The following is a 17,360-nucleotide window of genomic DNA, read 5'->3' as shown; positions in this document are numbered from 1 at the left end:
GGGGATCAGCCGCGGCGCTCGGGGCGCCAGGCAAGGCCGTAGTTGATGATGCGCTGCAGGAGTTGATCGTAGGCGAGGCCCGCGGCTTCGGCCGATTCGGCGAAGTCCTCGCCATACGCGATCTGCGGGTTCGCATTGGCTTCCAGTACGTAGATCCGGGCCTCGTCGGTGAGGCGGAGGTCGATGCGGGCGTAGCCGCTCAGATCGAGCGTGCGATAGACGCGCTTGCACAGCCCCTGGATCCGATCGACGAGGCTGGCATCGAGGCCCTGCGCGGGTCCGCTCATGATGCCGTGCTTCTCCTGGTAGGGTCCGCTCCACTTCACGCGTTCGGTGGCGATGCGCCAGTTCTCGCGCGGGAGGTTGCCGAGGTTCAACTCCCACACGGGGAAGACCTTCAACGCCAGGTTGCCCACGATGCCGACGTACAACTCGCGGCCTGGAATGTAGCGCTCGACGATGGCGTCGGTGCCCACGCTGTGGTGGATGAAGTGCACGCGCTCGCGCAGCTTCTCGTCGCTCTCGACCACCGACGCCTGCGAGATGCCGATGGAGGCTTCCTGCGTGAGCGACTTGACGATGAGCGGGAACGTGAGGCGCTTGGGACGCTGCACGGCGCGCCCGACGCGGAACACCGCGAAGTCGGGAACGGGGATGCGGTGATAGGAGAGCAACTGCTTGGAGAGCGCCTTGTCGCGCGACAGCATGAGGCCGCGCGGATTGCAGCCCGTGTACGGCGTCTTCAGCAGTTCGAGGTAGCTGACGATGTTCTGATCGAACACGCCGACCTCGGTGAAGTTCTCCATCAGGTTGAAGACGATGTGCGGCGCGAACTCCTTCGTGGCGTTGCGTACCACGGCAAGGTCGTCGGCCACGCCCACGACTCGCACGTCATGCCCCATCACGTCCAGCGTGTTCTTGACGTCGAACTCGGTCTTCCAGGGCACGCTGGTGTCGTACTTCGTGTCATCGTCGGGCGGCACGAGGTAGTCGTGCATCAGACAGAGCACGCGTAAGCGACGCATGCGCGAAGTGTAGCGCAACCGGCAACCGGTAACGGGCAACCGGCAACCGGATTCGGGATTGGATAGGGTCAACTAACGGGTTGTTGGTGCGAGGTATGAGCACGTGTGCGCGACCGGCGCACGAGACGCCTACCGGTTGCCTGTTGCCGGTTGCCCGTTGCCGGTCTCCCTGTCAGACCCCTCGTCCTGCGTGCGTCCGTGTTGCAGTGCGTGCAGCGCGGCATCGTTGTCGGTGCAGCGATCGTCGGCGTGGAGGGACCACGGCCATGTGGCGGCGTAGCCGGCGTTGCGGGCGATGTCGATGATGCGTTCTGGCGACGTGGCGCTGCCGCGTGTCGGGTACTCGCCGAGCAGGAGCGGCGCATGGCTCCATGTGACGTGCGGGCATCGTGCGAGCGGATGACGGCGTTCGAGATGGTCGTACCAGTGCACCTGCAGCACGTCGAGGTCGAGCGCGCGGCAGAGTGGAAGGCCGGCTGCGCTCGCGAGACCGACGGTGATCGGATGCACCGCGTGCCAACGTACGTGCAGCGCGAGTTCGGCCAGACATCGCCGCAACTGTGCGGATGAGAGACGACGTGCTGGCGGTCGCCAGGGTGTCGTCATCCATTCGGGTTCGTTCCACAGATCCCACATGGCGATGGCGGGGTGCCGGCCGAACGCGACGAGGAGATCGTCGACGGCACGCCACAGCGTGTGACGGGCGACGGGATCCCGCAGCACGGGGGCGCCTCCGCCGAGGGCCACGCCGTTGACGACGCGCCGCACGTCGGCCCATGTGAAGTCGAACAGCACGGGTACCATGCGCAGGCCGTGCGCATGCAGGGTGTCGAGGGCGATGGCCATGTCGTCGAGCACCACGGGATGGAGGCCCGTGGGCATGCCCGAGGCGTCGACGGTGAAGCCGGCGCGGCCGTCGCAGAGGACGAACCAGCGGACGACCTCGGCACCGGCGGAAGCGGCCGTGTCGAGGACGCGGTGGAGCGGCGTGCGATCGGACACCGAGAGGCCGCCGCGAGGCGACCAGGCGTTGGCGCCGAAATCTCCGCCGTACCTGAGCCAGGGGAGGTTCGCGCCGTGCGGAATCACGGGAACAGCCTAACTGCGAATGCCGCGATGCCGGGAATGCCGAATGCCGAATGCTCAACCCGGTGCCCGGTGCCCGGTGCCCGGTGCCCGGTGCCCGGTGCCCGATGCCCGATGCCCGGTGCCCATCCCGTTGCCCGGTGCCGGAGATGGAACTTTTCGGCGCGTGCCCGCGTCACAGAGTCGTCGACGCAAGCAAGCGCTTGCAGCGGCAGAGGTTCTCTCCGGGAGTACTGGACATCGCCTGAGCTTGTGATGAATATGAACAAGCGTCCAGTTGTCGTCGTCGAAACGTCTCGTTGAAAAGGTAAAAACATTAGCGATCGCACGGCACGTGAGTATGCGCGCAAGTAATTGCTTGCTGTCATTGTGAAATGTTGGTACAAGTCGAGTTCGCCGCCTCACGCGGCACCGTTACCATGGACGTGCGCGAACAACTCCTCGAGGCCGCCGTGAAGGTCTTTGCCAATGCCGGGTTCCGCGGCGCGACGACTCGTCGCATCGCGCAGGAAGCCGGCGTGAACGAAGTCACCCTCTTCCGGCAGTTCGGATCCAAGGAAGGCCTCATCACCGAGGCCGTGCTGCGCGTCATGGAGCGCCTGCGTGATGAAGCCGCCCTTCCGGCGGTGCCGGTGGACCCTGCCGCGGAGCTGCTGGACTGGACCGCGCGCCACTACGACTTCGTCCTGCGCCACCACCGGCTGATCAAGGCCGCCATGGCCGACGTCCAGTCGCACCCCGACATGGCCTGCATCGGCGATCGCGTCGGTGCCTCGACCAAGCTGCGTCTCCAGAGCTATCTCGACGCGCTGTGTACCGCCGGGCTGTGTGATGCCGATCTCGACACGGCCGTGGCCACCAACGTCCTGACCGGCGTGGTCTTTGCCGACGCGATGGGGCGCGACGTCCAGCCGCATTGCTATCCGTATCCGCCAGACGAGGCGCCGCAGCGCTACGTGGCGTTCTTCCTTCGCGCCATCGGCGCGCGTGCCGCCGGCCCCGCGTCGGCCCCAGACACGGTGGTCCATCATGGATAAGTCGTTGCTTACCCGCTCAAGGGACGGCCACAAGAGCCGCTCCTGCGCCGCTCTCGGCGGCATGCTCCTCGCCTCCGCGGTACTGGTGCCGATGGCCCACGCCCAGGCACAGACACCGGCCGTCCCGACGACGGCCGCGCGCCGCATCACGCTCGACGAGGCGCTGAGCCTGGCCGAGGGTGACAGCGAGACGGTGGCCGTGGCCGAAGCCGGCGTGCGCCGCGCCGACGGGCAGGTGGCCGTCGTGCGCAGCGGGCTCTTTCCGCAGCTGAACTCGGCGCTCGGCTACCAGCGCACGCTGCAGACGCAGTTCGACGGCATCTTCGACAGTGCCGGTCCCACGGTGCCGTGCGCCGGCCTGACGGTGAATCCCGGCGCGCCGCTCGCCGACCGCCTCGCGGAACTCGAGCGCTATCTCCAGTGCCCGGCGGGCAACCCGTTCGGCGGCGGCGGCGACAACGACCTGCCGTTCGGTCAGTTGAACACCTGGACGGCGAGCCTGACGTTCGCGCAGCGCGTCTATGACGGCGGTGAACTTCGAGCGCTCGAACGCCAGGCGCGCGCGGGTCGCGACGCGGCGTCGCTCGGCGTGACCACGGCGCGCGCGCAACTCGATCTCGATGTCGCCACGGCGTTCTACGACGCCGCGCTTGCCGATCGGCTCGTGGCCATCGCCGACGCGGCATTCACGCAGGCGGGCGAAACACTGCGTCAGATCGACCTGCAGTATCAGGTCGGCCAGATTGCCGAGTTCGAGGTGCTCCGCGCGCGAGTCGCGCGAGACAACCAGCGGGCGGGCGTGATTCGCGCCGGCGTGCAGCGCGATCTCGCGTACCTGCGGCTCAGGCAGTTGATCAACGTGCCGTCGGATCAGCCGCTCGAGCTCGACGCGAATCTCGTCGAGCCCAATGGCCTGCTGGCCACGCGGTGGACCGCCGCGCTCGCCGAGGCGGAAGCGACACTCGCGCTCGTGGCGCGCACATCGGTCAAGCAGACCGAGTACGGCGTGCAGGCCAACCAGGCGGCGCTGGACGCGACGCAGTCGCTCTTCAAGCCGCGCGTCAACCTCACCTCGTCGTTCACGACGTACGCGTACGACCCGCTGCCCGCGTTCAACAGGCGCGACTGGACGGTGGGGGCCACGATCTCGCTGCCGCTGCTCGACGGCGGACGCCGCAAGGCCAATCGCGCGATCGCCGAAGCGACGCTGGCCGAGAGCCGGCAGCAGCTGGAACTCGTGAAGGAACTGGCCGAACTCGATCAACGCAGCGCGCACGCCGCCTATCTCGCGGCGCGCGCGGCGTGGGACGCGTCGGCCGGCACCGTGGAGCAGGCCCAGCGCGCGTACGAGATTGCCAACGTGCGGTACGGCGAAGGGCTCTCGACGCAACTCGAATTGAACGACGCCCGCCTGGCGCTCGAGCAGGCAGGCGCGTCGCGCGCCCAGGCCGCGCGCGATCTGCAGGTCAGCCGTTCGCGCCTGGCGCTGCTCGCGGATCTGCCCGTTGGGGCGGGCGGCGCGCGCGCGGCCGCGGCGGGCGGTGCGCAGGTGGGCGGTGCGCAGGTGGGCGGCGGCGCTGCGGCGCAGGGCGCCACGGGGACGGCGGGGATGACAGGTACGGGAGTGCAGCAATGAGAAGCGCGATGACACGGAACGGGCGGCATGGCCGCATGGGATGGCTGGCCGTCGGCGTGATGGCATCGCTCGCCGCGGCGTGCACCGGGCAGGCGGCCAACGACGCCCCGTCGAAGGAGACGGGACCCGCGGTGCTGGACATCGGCACGGAGAACACCGTTCGCGTGAGAACCGACGATGTGACGGTGGGTCCGTCGGTGTCGGGCACGCTCACGCCGCGCGTGCAGGCGAGCGTGCGTGCCGAGGTGGGCGGTGCCGTGCTGCTCGTGACGGCGGAGCAGGGCCAGGGCGTTCGCCGCGGCCAGTTGCTGGCGCGCATCGAGGCGCGGACGGCGGCCGATGGCGTCACGTCGGCAGAGTCGTCGGTGCGCTCGCAGGAGCAGGCGCTCGACCTCGCGCGTCGCGAGCTCGCGCGTACGGAGAAGCTGGTGAGCGCGGGCGCCGTGGCCGAGCGTGCCGTCGAGGCCGCCCGCAACGAGGTCGTTCGCCTGGAATCGGAAGTGTCGGGCGCGAAGAGCCGGCTCACCAGCGCCCGCAAGACGCTCGGCGATGCCACAGTCACATCACCCATCGCCGGCGTCGTTGCAGACCGGCCGGTGAATCGGGGCGACGTCGTGGCGCCTGGCGCGCCGCTCTACACGATCGTCGATCCGTCGAGCATCCAGCTCGAGGCGTCAGTGCCATCCGAATCGTTGTCGATGGTGAAAGTGGGCGCAGACGTGACGTTCGAAGTGCGTGGTTATCCCGGGCAGACGTTCTCGGGCAAGGTGGACCGCATCAGCCCGACGGCCGACCCCACGACCCGGCAGGTACCGATCTGGGTGACGGTGGACAACCGCAGCGGCAGGCTCGTGGCGGGACTCTTCGCCGACGGGCGTGTCACGCAGGCCTCGCGCAAGGGGCTCGTCGTGCCTACCAACCTGGTGAGCGACATCGACGCGTCGCCGAGCGTGCTGCGCATCCGCGACGGCAAGGTCGAGCGCGTGTCCGTGACGCTCGGTCTCGTCGACGTCCAGAACGAGCGCGCCGAAATCGCGTCCGGGCTGTCCGAAGGCGACGTGCTGCTGACGGGCGTGGCCCAGGGCGTCTCGCCGGGTACGCCCGTCCGTGTGGTGAATCGTTCGGAGACTGCCGCGTCGGCGGCGGCTGACGCGCCCAAGTCCTAACCGGCGAACGCAAGGAGCCAGTCACGTGTTCATCTCCGATTTCGCCATCAAGCGTCCCATCGTGACGATCGTCTCGATGCTGGCGCTCGTGGTTTTCGGCACCTTCGCGCTGTTCCAGCTCGAGGTGGACGAGTTCCCCGAGATCAATCCGCCGGTGATCGCGATCTCGTTGCCGTTCCCCGGTGCCTCGCCCGATCAGGTCGAGCGCGACCTGATCGATCCGATCGAGGAAGGCATCTCCAGCATCAGCGGGCTCAAGAAGATGGACTCGCAGTCGCTGGACAGCTTCGGCGTGATCATCGCCGAGTTCGAGTTCGGCAAGGAGCCGGCCGAAGCGCTGCAGGAGATCCGCGACAAGATCTCCGAGATCCGCAACGAGCTCCCGCTCGAGATGGAGGAGCCGATCCTCAAGCGGTTCGATCCGAACGACTTCCCGATCGTCACGCTGGCGTTGACGTCAGACCACCTGACCGGCGCGCAGCTCACGCAGATCGCCGACCCCGGCATCACCAACGTGCTGCGCGGCATCAGGGACGTGGCCGAGGTGACGGTGGCGGGCGCCGTCGAGCGCGAGATCACGGTGGAGGTCGACCCGACGGCGATGCAGACCGCCGGCGTCAGCGTCGGGCAGGTGGTGATGGCGCTGCAGTCGCAGAACCTCGCCGTGCCCGTCGGCCGCCTCCAGGGCGACATCCAGGAGCGGACGATCCGTCTTCGCGGCCGTCTGCAGACGCCCAACGAGTTCGGGCAGATCGTGGTGAGCCAGTCGGCGGGACGTATCGTGCGCCTCACCGATGTCGCGCGCGTGTACGACGGCGCGGAGGAGCCGCGCACCGGTGCGGCCTTCAACGCCAGCAACGCTGTCGGCATCGAGATCAAGAAGACGACCAACGCGTCGACCACCACGGTGAGCCGGGCCGTGATCGACAGGGTCGCGACGCTGCAGCAGAACCTGCCGCCGGGTGTCGAGCTGAAGCTCATTCGCGACGCGGGCTCGCGCGTCGAGGCGTCTGTCGAGAGCGTGCAGTCAGCGCTCATCGAGGGCGCCGTGCTCACCGTCTTCACGGTGTTCCTCTTCCTCAACTCGTGGCGCTCGACGGTCATCACCGGTCTCGCGCTGCCGGTCTCGGTGCTGGCCTCCTTCGTCGCCGTCCTCATGTTCGGCTTCAAGCTCGAGACAATGTCGCTGCTCGGGTTGTCGCTGGCCATCGGCATCCTGATCGACGATGCGATCGTGGTGCGCGAGAACATCGTGCGCCACGTCGAGATGGGCAAGGATCACTACACCGCCGCGCGTGAAGGTACGGCGGAGATCGGCCTGGCCGTTGCGGCCACCACGTTCTCGATCGTCGTCGTGTTCGTGCCGATCGGCTACATGGGCGGCCTGGCGCAGCAGTGGTTCGCGCCGTTCGCACTGACGATTGCGTGCTCGGTGCTGGTGTCGCTCTTCGTGTCGTTCTCGCTGGACCCGATGCTGTCGGCGTACTGGCCCGATCCGCACATCCCGATCGAGCAGCGCAGCTTCATCTCGCGGTGGCTCGATCGGTTCAACACGTGGTTCGACAGGCAGGCCGAGCGCTACAAGGTGGTGATCGGCTGGGCGCTGCGTCACCGGTTCGCGATGGTGCTGCTCACGATCCTGTCGTTCGTTGGCGCGATTGCGCTGCCGGCGATGGGATTCATCGGCGGCGGCTTCATGCCCATCATGGACAACTCCGAGTTCAGCGTCGTCGTGACGACGCCGGCCGGGTCCAACATCGCGTACACGCGACTGAAGACACAGGAAGTGTCCAACATCGCGCGCGCGCTGCCGGAGGTGGCGTACACCTACACGAACATCGGCGGGCAGACCGAGTCGGTGGACGAAGCGTCGGTGTTCGTGCGGCTGAAGCCGCGCGTCGCACGCACGCGCCGGCAGGAGGACGTGGCGGCGGATCTGCGCGCGAAGCTGCTGAACCTCGGTGGCGTGGAGGCGTGGATCAACACGAACTTCTTCGGCAACTTCAAGCAGATTCAGCTCGAGCTCACGGGGCCGAAGTCGGGGGATCTGACGGCGCTCGCCGAGCGCATCCGCGACGAAGTGCGGCAGGTGCCTGGCGCCGTGGACGTGGGGCTGTCGACAAAGGGGCGCAAGCCGGAGATCGACGTCGTGCTCGATCGCGGGCTCGCCGGATCGCTCGGCGTGACGGCGGCACAGGTCGCGCAGGCGCTGCGTCCCGCGTTCGCGGGGATCGATACGGGCGACTGGATCGATCCTGAAGGAGAGACGCGCGACGTCTACGTGCGCCTCGCGCCGGAGGCGCGCGCGCGGGTGAAGGACCTGTCGCAGCTGCCCATCTCGGTGCAGGGACCGCAGGGACCGGTGCTGATCCCGCTCGGACAGGTCGCTCGCCTCGAGAACAGCGTCGGCCCGGCCCGCATCGATCACCTGAACCGCAATCGGGTGATCAAGATCGAGGCCAACACCGAAGTGCGTTCGCTGAACGAGGTGCTGGCCGACGTGATGCCGCGGCTGGCCAGGAACGTGCCGCTGCCACCGGGCTACGTGCTGTCGAGCGGCGGCGAGTCGGCAGACCAGGCCGAGGTCTTCGGAGGGATCCTCGCCGCGCTCGGGCTCGCGGTCCTGCTGATGTACTTCGTGCTCGTGCTGCAGTTCGGATCGTTCCTGGACCCGCTGGCGATCATGATCTCGCTGCCGCTCTCGCTCATCGGTGTGATGCTGGCGCTGCTGGTCACCAACACGACGATCAACCTGATGAGCATGATCGGCGTGATCCTGCTGATGGGCATCGTGGCCAAGAACGCCATCCTGCTCGTCGACTTCGCGAAGTGGTCGATGGAGCAGGGCATGGGCCGGCGCGAGGCGCTGATCGAGGCGGGTCGCGTGCGCCTGCGGCCCATCCTCATGACCAGCTTTGCGCTCGTGGCGGGCATGATTCCCGTGGCCATCGGGCACGGCGAGGGCGCGGACTTCCGCGCGCCGCTCGGGCGCGCGGTGATCGGCGGCGTGATCACGTCGACGCTGCTCACGTTGCTGGTCATCCCCACGCTGTACGACATCATGGCCGGCCTGCGCGACCGCGTGTTCGCGCTGTTCCGCCGGTCGACCCGCGCCAGCCGCCACGGCCACGCCAGCGAACCCGTCGACCTCCCGACGACGTGAGGCGTGCGGTCGGGCCGGAGGGCCGACCCTGCCTGCTGCACAGATGCCGGCCCCGCCAGCCAGGTAGGGCCGGCCCTCCGGGCCCGGCGTCCCCCATGGTCGGCGTTTGACCGTGCGGTGCCCGGTGCCCGGCGCCCGGCGCCCGTTACGCAGTGCCTGTCGAGCCGAAGCCGCCTCGCGATGTCGTCTCGGCGTCGTGGGTCAGCGGCTCGAACGTGATGCGAGGCACGCGGACCACGAAGGCCTGCGCAATCCGATCGCCGCTGGCGATGTGGACGACCGCCTGCGTGTAGTTGAGGACCAGCACGCGCGCCTCGTCGTCGGGACCGCGGTAGTCGCTGTCGAGCACGCCCAGGCCGTTGGCCACGATCAGCCCGCGTTTGGGCAGGCTGCTGCGCGCCACGATCGCGAGGAAATGGCCGGGCGGGACCGCGAACACCAGGCCCGTCGGGACGAGCGCGAGTTGGCCAGGGGGCACGTCCACGGCGGTGGCGGCCGCCAGATCGACGGCCGCCGCGCCCGGCGTCTGGTAGCGGGGGACGTCGATGTCGCGGAGGGCCCTGACGCCGACGGTTATGGAATCATTCGATAAATCCACGATTGTGTATCTCCACATGTAATGCTATCGTCTCTTTCGACATCCGGAGCGGCTCGCACGTGGCGGGCCCGGCAACCTGGGTCGGACATCCCAAGGTGCCAGCTCTGTCGGAGCAGCAGGCCGGCAGGTGCGATGCGGTTCGAGAAGAACAACCAAAGTGTCCGTGCGGTCACCCCGCAGACTCCGGGTGTCTTCGCTTGGTTCGTCACAGGAGAAGACACCATGATTGCCACAGCCACCCTCGCCTCGCCCCTGTCGCCCCTCGCGGCACATCGTCCCACTCTGCAGGTTGCGTTGTCGCCCGACGATCGCCGTTTCCAGCGGCTCGGCGAGAATCATCACCTCTGGCGGAATGGCCGCTTCTGGTGGATTGCCTACACGGTTATCATTGACGGCTGGCGTCAGGAGCGGATTCGGCATTCGCTCAAGACCGACGACCTCACCGAAGCGCGCGTGCGCCGGGACGAGATCCTGGCCAACGTGACCATCGAAGGCGTGTTGCGCCGCGTGAGCTGATCGGCTGCGCTCGCCTGCCGGTCGTGGTTCTCGGCACCAAAGGGTCCCGGGAACGCGGCGGGCGGCCCGTGAACGGCTGGCACGGCGAAGCTCGGCCCCAACGCACTGTTCCTCTGAAGGATTAGCCCCGCATGTCCCGTTTCGTTCTCACGTCGGAGTCGGTTTCGGAGGGTCACCCGGACAAGGTGGCCGACTTCATCTCCGATTCCGCGCTCGACGCCTGTCTTTCGCAGGATCCCACCTCGAAGGTGGCCGTTGAAACGCTCGTCAAGGAAGATCTCGTCGTGCTGGCCGGTGAGGTGACGACCGGCGCGACGGGCGTGGACTACGAGGCCATCGCCCGCCAGGCGATTCGCGAGATCGGCTACGACTGGCCCGACGAGGTCTTCAACGCCGATGGCGTGCAGGTGATCCTCAAGATCACCGCGCAGTCCAAGGAGATCAACGCCAGCGTCGTGGACAAGGCGCAGGCCGAGGAGCAGGGCGCCGGCGATCAGGGGCTGATGTTCGGCTACGCCACCAACGAGAGCCCGGAACTGATGCCGCTGCCGCTGCTGCTCTCGCACAAGCTCACGAAGGGACTCGCCGACGACCGCAAGCAGGGCGGGGCGTATCGCTGGCTGCGTCCTGACGCCAAGAGCCAGGTGTCGGTGCGCTACGAAGGCGGCAAGCCCGTGGCCATCGAGCGTGTGGTCGTCTCGACGCAGCACGTGGCCGACGCGGCGCAGGCCGACATCAAGGCCTACGTGATCGAGGATCTCGCGCCGCGCGTGCTCGGCGACTGGTGTCCGAAGGCCGACCTGTTCCTCGTGAACCCGTCGGGCAGCTTCTCGCACGGTGGTCCGTCTGCCGACGCCGGCGTCACGGGCCGCAAGATCATCGTCGACACGTACGGTGGCGCGGCGCGTCACGGCGGCGGCGCGTTCTCGGGCAAGGACCCGTCGAAGGTGGATCGCAGTGCGGCGTACTTCGGCCGCTACGTGGCGCGGGAAGTGGTGAAGGCCGGTCTCGCGGATCGCTGCGAAGTGCAGTTCTCGTACGCGATTGGCGTCGCCGAGCCGACGTCGCTGCTCGTGGAGACCTACGGCACCGGCGACAACCAGGCCGCGGAAGACTTCGTGCGCAAGACGTTCGACATGCGTCCGGCAGGCATCATCAGGACGCTCGATCTGCTGCGCCCGATCTATCGCCAGACCACCAACTACGGTCACTTCGGCCGCCCGGGCCTGCCCTGGGAGCGGTGACGCCCTCCTGACGTGTCTGCGATCGTTTTCGATCTCGATGGGACGCTCGTCGACTCGTTCGACGACATCAGCGGCGCGTTCTGCCGCAGCTTCCATGTGATCGGAGTACAGGCACCGGAACCCGCAGCGGTACGGCCGTGGATCGGCAAGCCGCTGCGGGACATGTATGCGGCGTGGGCACCGCCCGAGGCGATCGACGCGCTCGTGGACGAGTATCGTCGCGACTACGCCGAGCGGTGCGCCGATCGCACGCGTCCGTACCCCGGCATCGTCGACCTGCTGCACCGGCTGCGCGAGCGCGGCACCGGATTGGCCGTCGCCACGACCAAGACGACGTGGATGGCCAGAACGGTGATGGCGCGTCTCGACCTGGAGGATTGCGTGGATCACGTGCAGGGCACGGACGGCTTTCCGCACAAGCCGGCACCGGACGTGATCGCGCACGCCCTTCAGGGCCTCGGCACACCCGGGGCCTGGATGGTGGGAGACGCCGTCACGGACATCCTCGCGGGCCGCGCTGCCGGCCTGCGCACGTGCGCCGTCACATGGGGCGTGCACGACGCGGCGACCCTCCGCGCGTCAGAACCCGACGCGCTCGTGTCATCGGTCGACGATCTGCACGCACTGCTTGTTCTATAGTCCTCGCGTGCCGTTCGATTCGTTGCTGCGTGAAATCCTGACCAGTCGCGTGTACGACGTCGCGCGGGAGACGCCGCTCGACCCCGCGCCGCGTCTCTCGGCGCGCCTCGGCGTGCCTGTCCTCCTCAAGCGCGAGGACCTCCAGCCCGTCTTCTCCTTCAAGATTCGCGGTGCATACAACCGCATGGCGCGACTCACCGCCGAGGAGCGTACGCGCGGGGCGATCGCGGCCAGTGCCGGCAATCACGCACAGGGCGTGGCGCTGTCGGCTCGGCATCTTCGCATGCAGGCGCGCATCGTGATGCCGTGCACCACGCCGGACATCAAGGTCGACGCCGTGCGCGCCCTCGGCGCCGAAGTGGTCCTGGCCGGTGATACGTACGGCGATGCCTACGCATTCGCGTGCGAGGAAGCGGCGCGGACCGGCGCGACGTTCGTCCATCCGTTCGACGACCTGCTGGTGATCGCCGGACAGGGCACCGTGGGCGACGAGATCGTGCGGCAGCGCCCGGGCGAGATCGACGCGGTCTTCGTCCCGGTTGGCGGCGGCGGTCTGCTGGCGGGCATCGCCGCCTACATCAAGGCCGTGCTGCCCGCCGTGAAGATCATCGGCGTCGAGCCGGTCGACGCCGATGCGATGGCGCGCTCGCTGGCCGCTGGCGATCGTGTGACGCTCGATCGGGTGGGGTTGTTTGCCGACGGCGTCGCCGTCCGCGAGGTGGGCGTCCACACGTTCGCGATCGCATCGCAGACGGTCGACGAGGTCGTGTGCGTGGACAACGACGCGATCTGCGCGGCCATCAAGGACGTCTTCGACGACACGCGCACGATCATGGAGCCCGCCGGCGCGCTGTCGGTGGCCGGCCTCAAGGCATGGGTGGCACGTCAGCCGACGCCTCCATCGAACCCGCTCGTCGCCGTGCTGTCGGGCGCGAACATGAACTTCGGCAGGCTGCGGTTCGTGGCCGAGCGTGCCGAACTCGGCGAGCAGCGCGAGGCCCTGTTCGCCGTCACGATTCCCGAGCGCAAGGGCGCGTTCCGCGAGTTCTGCACCATCCTCGGTCCACGCGTCATCACCGAGTTCAACTACCGCCTGAACACGCGCGCCGAGGCGCACATCTTCGTCGGCGTGGCCACGCGGTCCGGCGCCGACGCCGCCGATGTGCTGGTGCGCTTGCAGGAGGGCGGTTATCAGGTCGCGGATCTGACGCACAGCGAAGTGGCGAAGCTCCACGTCCGCTACATGGTCGGCGGCCGGTCGCGCGACGTGCGTCGCGAGCGCGTCTGCCGCTTCGAGTTCCCCGAGCGACCGGGCGCGCTGCTGCAGTTCCTCGACACGCTCGGCGGTCGCTGGAACATCAGCCTGTTCCACTACCGCAATCACGGCGCCGACAGCGGACGCGTCCTCGCGGGCTTCGAGGTGCCGGAGGTCGACGACAGCGCGTTCGATGGCTTCCGGGAGGCCCTCGGGTACCGATCGTCGGAAGACACCGGCGACCAGGCCTACGCGCGTTTCCTCGCGTAGGTGCGCCTTCCGGTTGCATTCGCGCGACGAGTGGCACATCATCGCGCGATATGTCGCACGAATCCTCCCGTCGCACGTTCCTCAAGCAGGCCGGCGTGGCGTCCGCTGCGGCGGCCGCCTCCTCGGCCTTCGGTTCGCCCGTGACCGCGGCCGGGACCGCCGTCGCCGCCGCGGCTCCGGGCGGTTCTCCGAAGAAAGCGGTGCTCATCGGGATGTTGCCCCGTGCCCTGCCGTACGCGGAGCGCTTCGCCCTCGCGCGCGAAGTGGGCTTCGAGGGCATGGAGGTCAACACGATCGACGACCCTGCCGACGCGGAGGCCATCGCCAAGGGCGCGCAGGCGGCCAAGCTGCCCATCCACTCGGTGATGAACAGCGAGCACTGGCGCTCGCCGCTGTCGTCTGCCGATGCGTCGGTCGTCGACAAGAGCGTCAAGGGCATGCTCACGTCGATCGGCAACGCCAAGTTGCTCGGTGCCGACACGGTGCTGCTCGTGCCCGCCGTCGTCGACGAGAAGACCGGCTACAAGGACGCCTGGGATCGTTCCTTCAAGGTGATCAGGGAGCGCATCCTGCCGGAGGCCGAGAAGCAGGGCATCGTCATCGGCATCGAGGAGGTCTGGAACAAGTTCCTCCTGAGCCCGCTCGAGATGAATGCGTACGTCGACAGTTTCAAGTCGAAGTACGTGCAGGCGTACTTCGACGTCGGCAACATCGTGTTCTATGCGTATCCGCAGGACTGGATCCGCACGCTGGGCGCGCGCATCAGGAAGGTCCACCTGAAGGACTTCAAGCTCGATCGGCGCAAGGGGACGTTCGAGTTCGTCCATCTGGGCGAGGGCGACATCGACTGGCCCGAGGTGCGCAAGGCGCTGCACGAGATCGGCTACGGCGGCTACGTCACCACGGAAATCCGCGGTGGCGACAAGGCGTACCTGACCGACGTCGTCGCCCGCATCGATCGGTTCCTGGCCGGACAGCCGCCAGTGGCCGCTCCGTCTGCGTAGAACAGACCGGCAACAGGCAGCCGGCAACGGGCAACCGGGTGAGATGGAGGCCAGGGGCTTCACCCCTGGCACGCTTGACTGGCCGGGGACGCGCTGGTCTCTACCGCGCGTGGAAGGCCGGCGTCGGCGTCACCGACGGATAGGTGATGAGGACGTCGCATCCGTTCGGGCTGTCGATCGTGAACGGATCGGCCTGCGCCGGCACGCACCACGCGCTGCCCGGCACCAGTCGCGTCCCGTCGATGGTCCCTTCGCCACTGATCCCCATCACGAGATGGACGTGCGGCGCGAGCGGCGTGAACGCCAGCGTGCCGACGATGGTGCGCCGCTCCATGGTGAAGTAGCGGCAGCGCGTGAGGATGGTGCGACCCGCTTCGGCGGTCTGGAACGTGTCGTTGCCGTGCGTGTACGGACGCAGGTCCGCCACGGCAAAACCGTGCTCGAGATGCAGCGGCCGGCCACGCCCGTAGTCGAACAGGCGATAGGTGACGTCTGACTGTTCCTGCACCTCGATCAGGACCAGACCCGGTCCGAGCGCGTGCACCGTGCCTGCGGGCACGAGGAGCGTGTCGCCCGCCGACGTGCGGCGCCAGTCCATGAGCCGCTCGATGTCGCCGGACAACGCGGCGGCTTCTCCCTGTTCGCGCGTGAGGGGGGCAGACAGCCCCAGTCCGATGGTGGCCTGTGGGTCGGCCGAGAGGATGTGCCAGGCTTCCGTCTTGCCGCGCGACCCATCGTGGTGCGTCGCGGCATACTCGTCGTCGGGGTGTACCTGCACCGAGAGCCGTTCCGAGGTGAACAGCATCTTCACCAGCAACGGACACTCGGTGCCGAGCCCGGGGCCGAGGATCTCGGTGGGGAAGGAGCGCGTGAGTGCCCCGAGGGTCGGGCCGGCGCTCGTCGGGTTGTCGTCGGCCGTGAACCACGCTTCGCCCACCTTGATGCCGGGCGTCGGGTTGGTGAACCACGGCGCCAGGTCCGTGACGCCCCAGGGGCGCTCGGCGAACGTGGGGAGGAGCGTGAACGGTCGTTGCCAGACGGCCATCGCTCGATTGTAGGCCACCCCGTCGGTTCGCCTCGTCACTTCGACATGCGGTCGTCACCCGACGTTGCGTACAATGCGCGCCATGGACCACTCGCTGACGGCTCGCGGGCGTACGCGCCGCAGCCTGATCCTGTCTGGCGCCGCGGTGATGACCGCCTGGGCATCGCGCGCGCCGGCGCTCGCGATCCGCGATGTCTCGGGGACGGATCCGTTCACGCTCGGCGTGGCGTCGGGCGATCCCTGGACCGATAGCGTCGTGCTCTGGACGCGGCTGGCGCCGCGGCCGCTCGAGCCTGACGGCCTCGGCGGCATGCCGCCACAGCCCGTGTCGGTTCGATGGGAAGTCGCCACCGACGATCGCTTCATGCGTGTCGTGCGCCGGGGCCAGGTGGCCGCCCTGCCGCAGCACGCGCACGCCGTCCATGTGGAAGTGGCCGGCCTCGCGTCGGGGCGTGCGTACTACTACCGCTTCGAGGCGATGGGGCATCGCTCCCGCACGGGCCGCACCCGGACGACGCCGGCGCGCGGCAGTCTCGACCCGGCGAAGATCGCCGTCGCCTCGTGCGCGCGCTACGAGACGGGCTACTTCACGGCGTACAGGCACATGGCGTCCGAGCGGCCGGATCTGGTGCTGCACCTGGGCGACTACATCTACGAGTACGCCGGCAATCCGAAGACGCCCGTGGCCAGACCGTTCGACCAGGGTGAAATCGCTTCGCTCACGGACTACCGGCTGCGATACGCGCGCTATCGGCTCGATCCGGATCTCCAGGCGCTGCACGCCGTGGCGCCCTTCGCCGTCGTGTGGGACGACCACGAGGTGGACAACAACTGGGCCGCCGACGTCGCCGAGGACGATCAGACGCGTGAGCAGTTGCTTGCGCGTCGAGCGGCGGCCTTCCAGGCGCATTACGAGGCGATGCCGCTGCGGCTCGGCGCCGCGCCCTCGGGTCCCCACTCGCGCCTCTATCGCGAACTGGCGTGGGGCGATCTGGCGAACCTGTACATGCTCGACACGCGGCAGTTCCGCGACGACCAGCCGTGCGGTGACGGCAACAAGGTCGATTGCACCGAACGGCTGGTGCCCACGCGCACCATGCTCGGGACCGAGCAGGAGCGCTGGCTGAAGGCGCGGGCCGTCGCGTCGCGCGCCCGATGGGACGTGCTGGGGCAGCAGGTGTTCTTCGGCGAGTTGTGGCGTCCGCTGCCGGACGGGCGCGACGCGCTGCCCATGGACAGCTGGAACGGCTACGCCGCCGCCCGTGGGCGCGTCGTCGAGATGTTCGCGGATCGCGCGCGCAACTTCGTGGTGCTGACCGGCGATGTCCATCGGCACTACGCCGGATCGCTGCCCGCCGACGCGCGAGATCCGGAGAGTCGGCCGATCGGAGCCGAGTTCGTCACGACCTCCATCACGAGTTCCGGCGACGGCACCGACGACCCGGGCGTCACCGAGCCCATCCTGCAGCGCAACCCCAACCTGCGGTATACGTGCGATCGTCGCGGGTATCTCATGATGGAAGTGACGCCGCAGACATGGACGACACACTATCGCGTGGTGCCGTTCGTGACGCGTCCTGACGCGCGGCTCGAGACGCGCCGGACCTTCATCGTGGAGGCCGGCGTCCCGGGGCTCTCGTGAGACTGCGGCGAGCGCCGCCTACAGTCCGGCTGGC

14 protein-coding genes and 1 riboswitch are annotated in these 17,360 nt (G+C 68.3%); of the genes, 10 read left to right on the top strand and 4 right to left on the bottom strand.

The genetic code is table 11. The annotated features are described in order from the left end of the window. Positions 1-5: 5 nt before the first annotated feature. Entirely contained in the window at positions 6-1,025 is a 1,020-nt protein-coding gene (locus IT182_12855) for an ATP-grasp domain-containing protein (protein ID MCC6164231.1), read from the bottom strand. A 129-nt stretch (positions 1,026-1,154) separates the two neighbouring features. After that, positions 1,155-2,114 carry a hypothetical protein gene (locus IT182_12850; protein ID MCC6164230.1) on the bottom strand — a complete coding sequence of 320 codons (960 nt, stop codon included), beginning with the start codon at positions 2,112-2,114 and terminating at the stop codon, positions 1,155-1,157. 371 nt (positions 2,115-2,485) lie between these two features. Here IT182_12850 and IT182_12845 point away from each other — a divergent pair, with 371 nt between their 5' ends. From IT182_12845 to IT182_12830, 4 genes are all read left to right on the top strand, one after another. Next, a complete protein-coding gene (locus tag IT182_12845; GenBank protein ID MCC6164229.1) occupies positions 2,486-3,148 on the top strand; it encodes a TetR/AcrR family transcriptional regulator in 663 nt (220 codons plus the stop codon). Positions 3,149-3,209: 61 nt separating this feature from the next. After that, positions 3,210-4,784 (top strand): TolC family protein, encoded by a 1,575-nt coding sequence (locus tag IT182_12840; GenBank protein MCC6164228.1) that lies wholly within the window; start codon positions 3,210-3,212, stop codon positions 4,782-4,784. Continuing rightward, positions 4,781-5,950: an efflux RND transporter periplasmic adaptor subunit gene (locus IT182_12835; protein ID MCC6164227.1), complete on the top strand. Its 1,170-nt coding sequence runs from the start codon at positions 4,781-4,783 to the stop codon at positions 5,948-5,950. The genes IT182_12840 and IT182_12835 overlap by 4 nt, the downstream gene beginning before the upstream one ends. Positions 5,951-5,975: 25 nt before the next feature. Next, on the top strand, positions 5,976-9,113 hold the full coding sequence (locus tag IT182_12830) for an efflux RND transporter permease subunit (protein MCC6164226.1): 3,138 nt from the start codon (positions 5,976-5,978) through the stop codon (positions 9,111-9,113). 145 nt (positions 9,114-9,258) lie between these two features. Here IT182_12830 and dut read toward each other — a convergent pair whose 3' ends face one another. Continuing rightward, entirely contained in the window at positions 9,259-9,711 is a 453-nt protein-coding gene (gene dut, locus IT182_12825; protein ID MCC6164225.1) for a dUTP diphosphatase, read from the bottom strand. Between the two features lie 34 nt (positions 9,712-9,745). Beyond that, positions 9,746-9,877: riboswitch (SAM riboswitch) on the top strand. Positions 9,878-10,005: 128 nt separating this feature from the next. On the opposite strand from dut, the gene IT182_12820 reads away from it, so the two are divergent. The 5 genes from IT182_12820 to IT182_12800 all read left to right on the top strand — a co-directional run bounded on the left by IT182_12820 (position 10,006) and on the right by IT182_12800 (position 14,639). Then, positions 10,006-10,227 carry a hypothetical protein gene (locus tag IT182_12820; GenBank protein MCC6164224.1) on the top strand — a complete coding sequence of 74 codons (222 nt, stop codon included), beginning with the start codon at positions 10,006-10,008 and terminating at the stop codon, positions 10,225-10,227. Between the two features lie 131 nt (positions 10,228-10,358). Further along, positions 10,359-11,471, top strand: coding sequence for a methionine adenosyltransferase (locus IT182_12815; GenBank protein ID MCC6164223.1), 1,113 nt, complete (start codon positions 10,359-10,361; stop codon positions 11,469-11,471). A gap of 12 nt (positions 11,472-11,483) precedes the next feature. Next, on the top strand, positions 11,484-12,110 hold the full coding sequence (locus IT182_12810) for an HAD-IA family hydrolase (GenBank protein MCC6164222.1): 627 nt from the start codon (positions 11,484-11,486) through the stop codon (positions 12,108-12,110). Between the two features lie 7 nt (positions 12,111-12,117). Continuing rightward, on the top strand, positions 12,118-13,635 hold the full coding sequence (gene ilvA, locus IT182_12805; GenBank protein ID MCC6164221.1) for a threonine ammonia-lyase, biosynthetic: 1,518 nt from the start codon (positions 12,118-12,120) through the stop codon (positions 13,633-13,635). Positions 13,636-13,685: 50 nt separating this feature from the next. Next, the gene (locus IT182_12800; GenBank protein ID MCC6164220.1) at positions 13,686-14,639 is read left to right on the top strand and encodes a sugar phosphate isomerase/epimerase; all 954 of its coding nucleotides are present in this window, start codon (positions 13,686-13,688) and stop codon (positions 14,637-14,639) included. Between the two features lie 100 nt (positions 14,640-14,739). Here IT182_12800 and IT182_12795 read toward each other — a convergent pair whose 3' ends face one another. Beyond that, positions 14,740-15,684: a class I mannose-6-phosphate isomerase gene (locus tag IT182_12795; GenBank protein ID MCC6164219.1), complete on the bottom strand. Its 945-nt coding sequence runs from the start codon at positions 15,682-15,684 to the stop codon at positions 14,740-14,742. Between the two features lie 82 nt (positions 15,685-15,766). Between IT182_12795 and IT182_12790 the strand changes: the two genes are divergently transcribed. After that, a complete protein-coding gene (locus IT182_12790) occupies positions 15,767-17,326 on the top strand; it encodes an alkaline phosphatase D family protein (GenBank protein ID MCC6164218.1) in 1,560 nt (519 codons plus the stop codon). Positions 17,327-17,360 lie beyond the last annotated feature (34 nt).

Source organism: Acidobacteriota bacterium (assembly GCA_020845575.1).
Lineage (GTDB): Bacteria > Acidobacteriota > Vicinamibacteria > Vicinamibacterales > Vicinamibacteraceae > Luteitalea.
This window is presented reverse-complemented; position numbering and strand designations above follow the sequence as displayed.

Coding starts and splice junctions, on each gene's coding strand:
- IT182_12855 (MCC6164231.1), bottom strand. CDS start 1,025: ATGCGTCGCTTACGCGTGCTCTGTCTGATGCACGACTACCTCGTGCCG.
- IT182_12845 (MCC6164229.1), top strand. CDS start 2,486: ATGTTGGTACAAGTCGAGTTCGCCGCCTCACGCGGCACCGTTACCATG.
- IT182_12840 (MCC6164228.1), top strand. CDS start 3,210: ATGCTCCTCGCCTCCGCGGTACTGGTGCCGATGGCCCACGCCCAGGCA.
- IT182_12835 (MCC6164227.1), top strand. CDS start 4,781: ATGAGAAGCGCGATGACACGGAACGGGCGGCATGGCCGCATGGGATGG.
- IT182_12815 (MCC6164223.1), top strand. CDS start 10,359: ATGTCCCGTTTCGTTCTCACGTCGGAGTCGGTTTCGGAGGGTCACCCG.
- IT182_12800 (MCC6164220.1), top strand. CDS start 13,686: ATGTCGCACGAATCCTCCCGTCGCACGTTCCTCAAGCAGGCCGGCGTG.
- IT182_12795 (MCC6164219.1), bottom strand. CDS start 15,684: ATGGCCGTCTGGCAACGACCGTTCACGCTCCTCCCCACGTTCGCCGAG.
- IT182_12790 (MCC6164218.1), top strand. CDS start 15,767: ATGGACCACTCGCTGACGGCTCGCGGGCGTACGCGCCGCAGCCTGATC.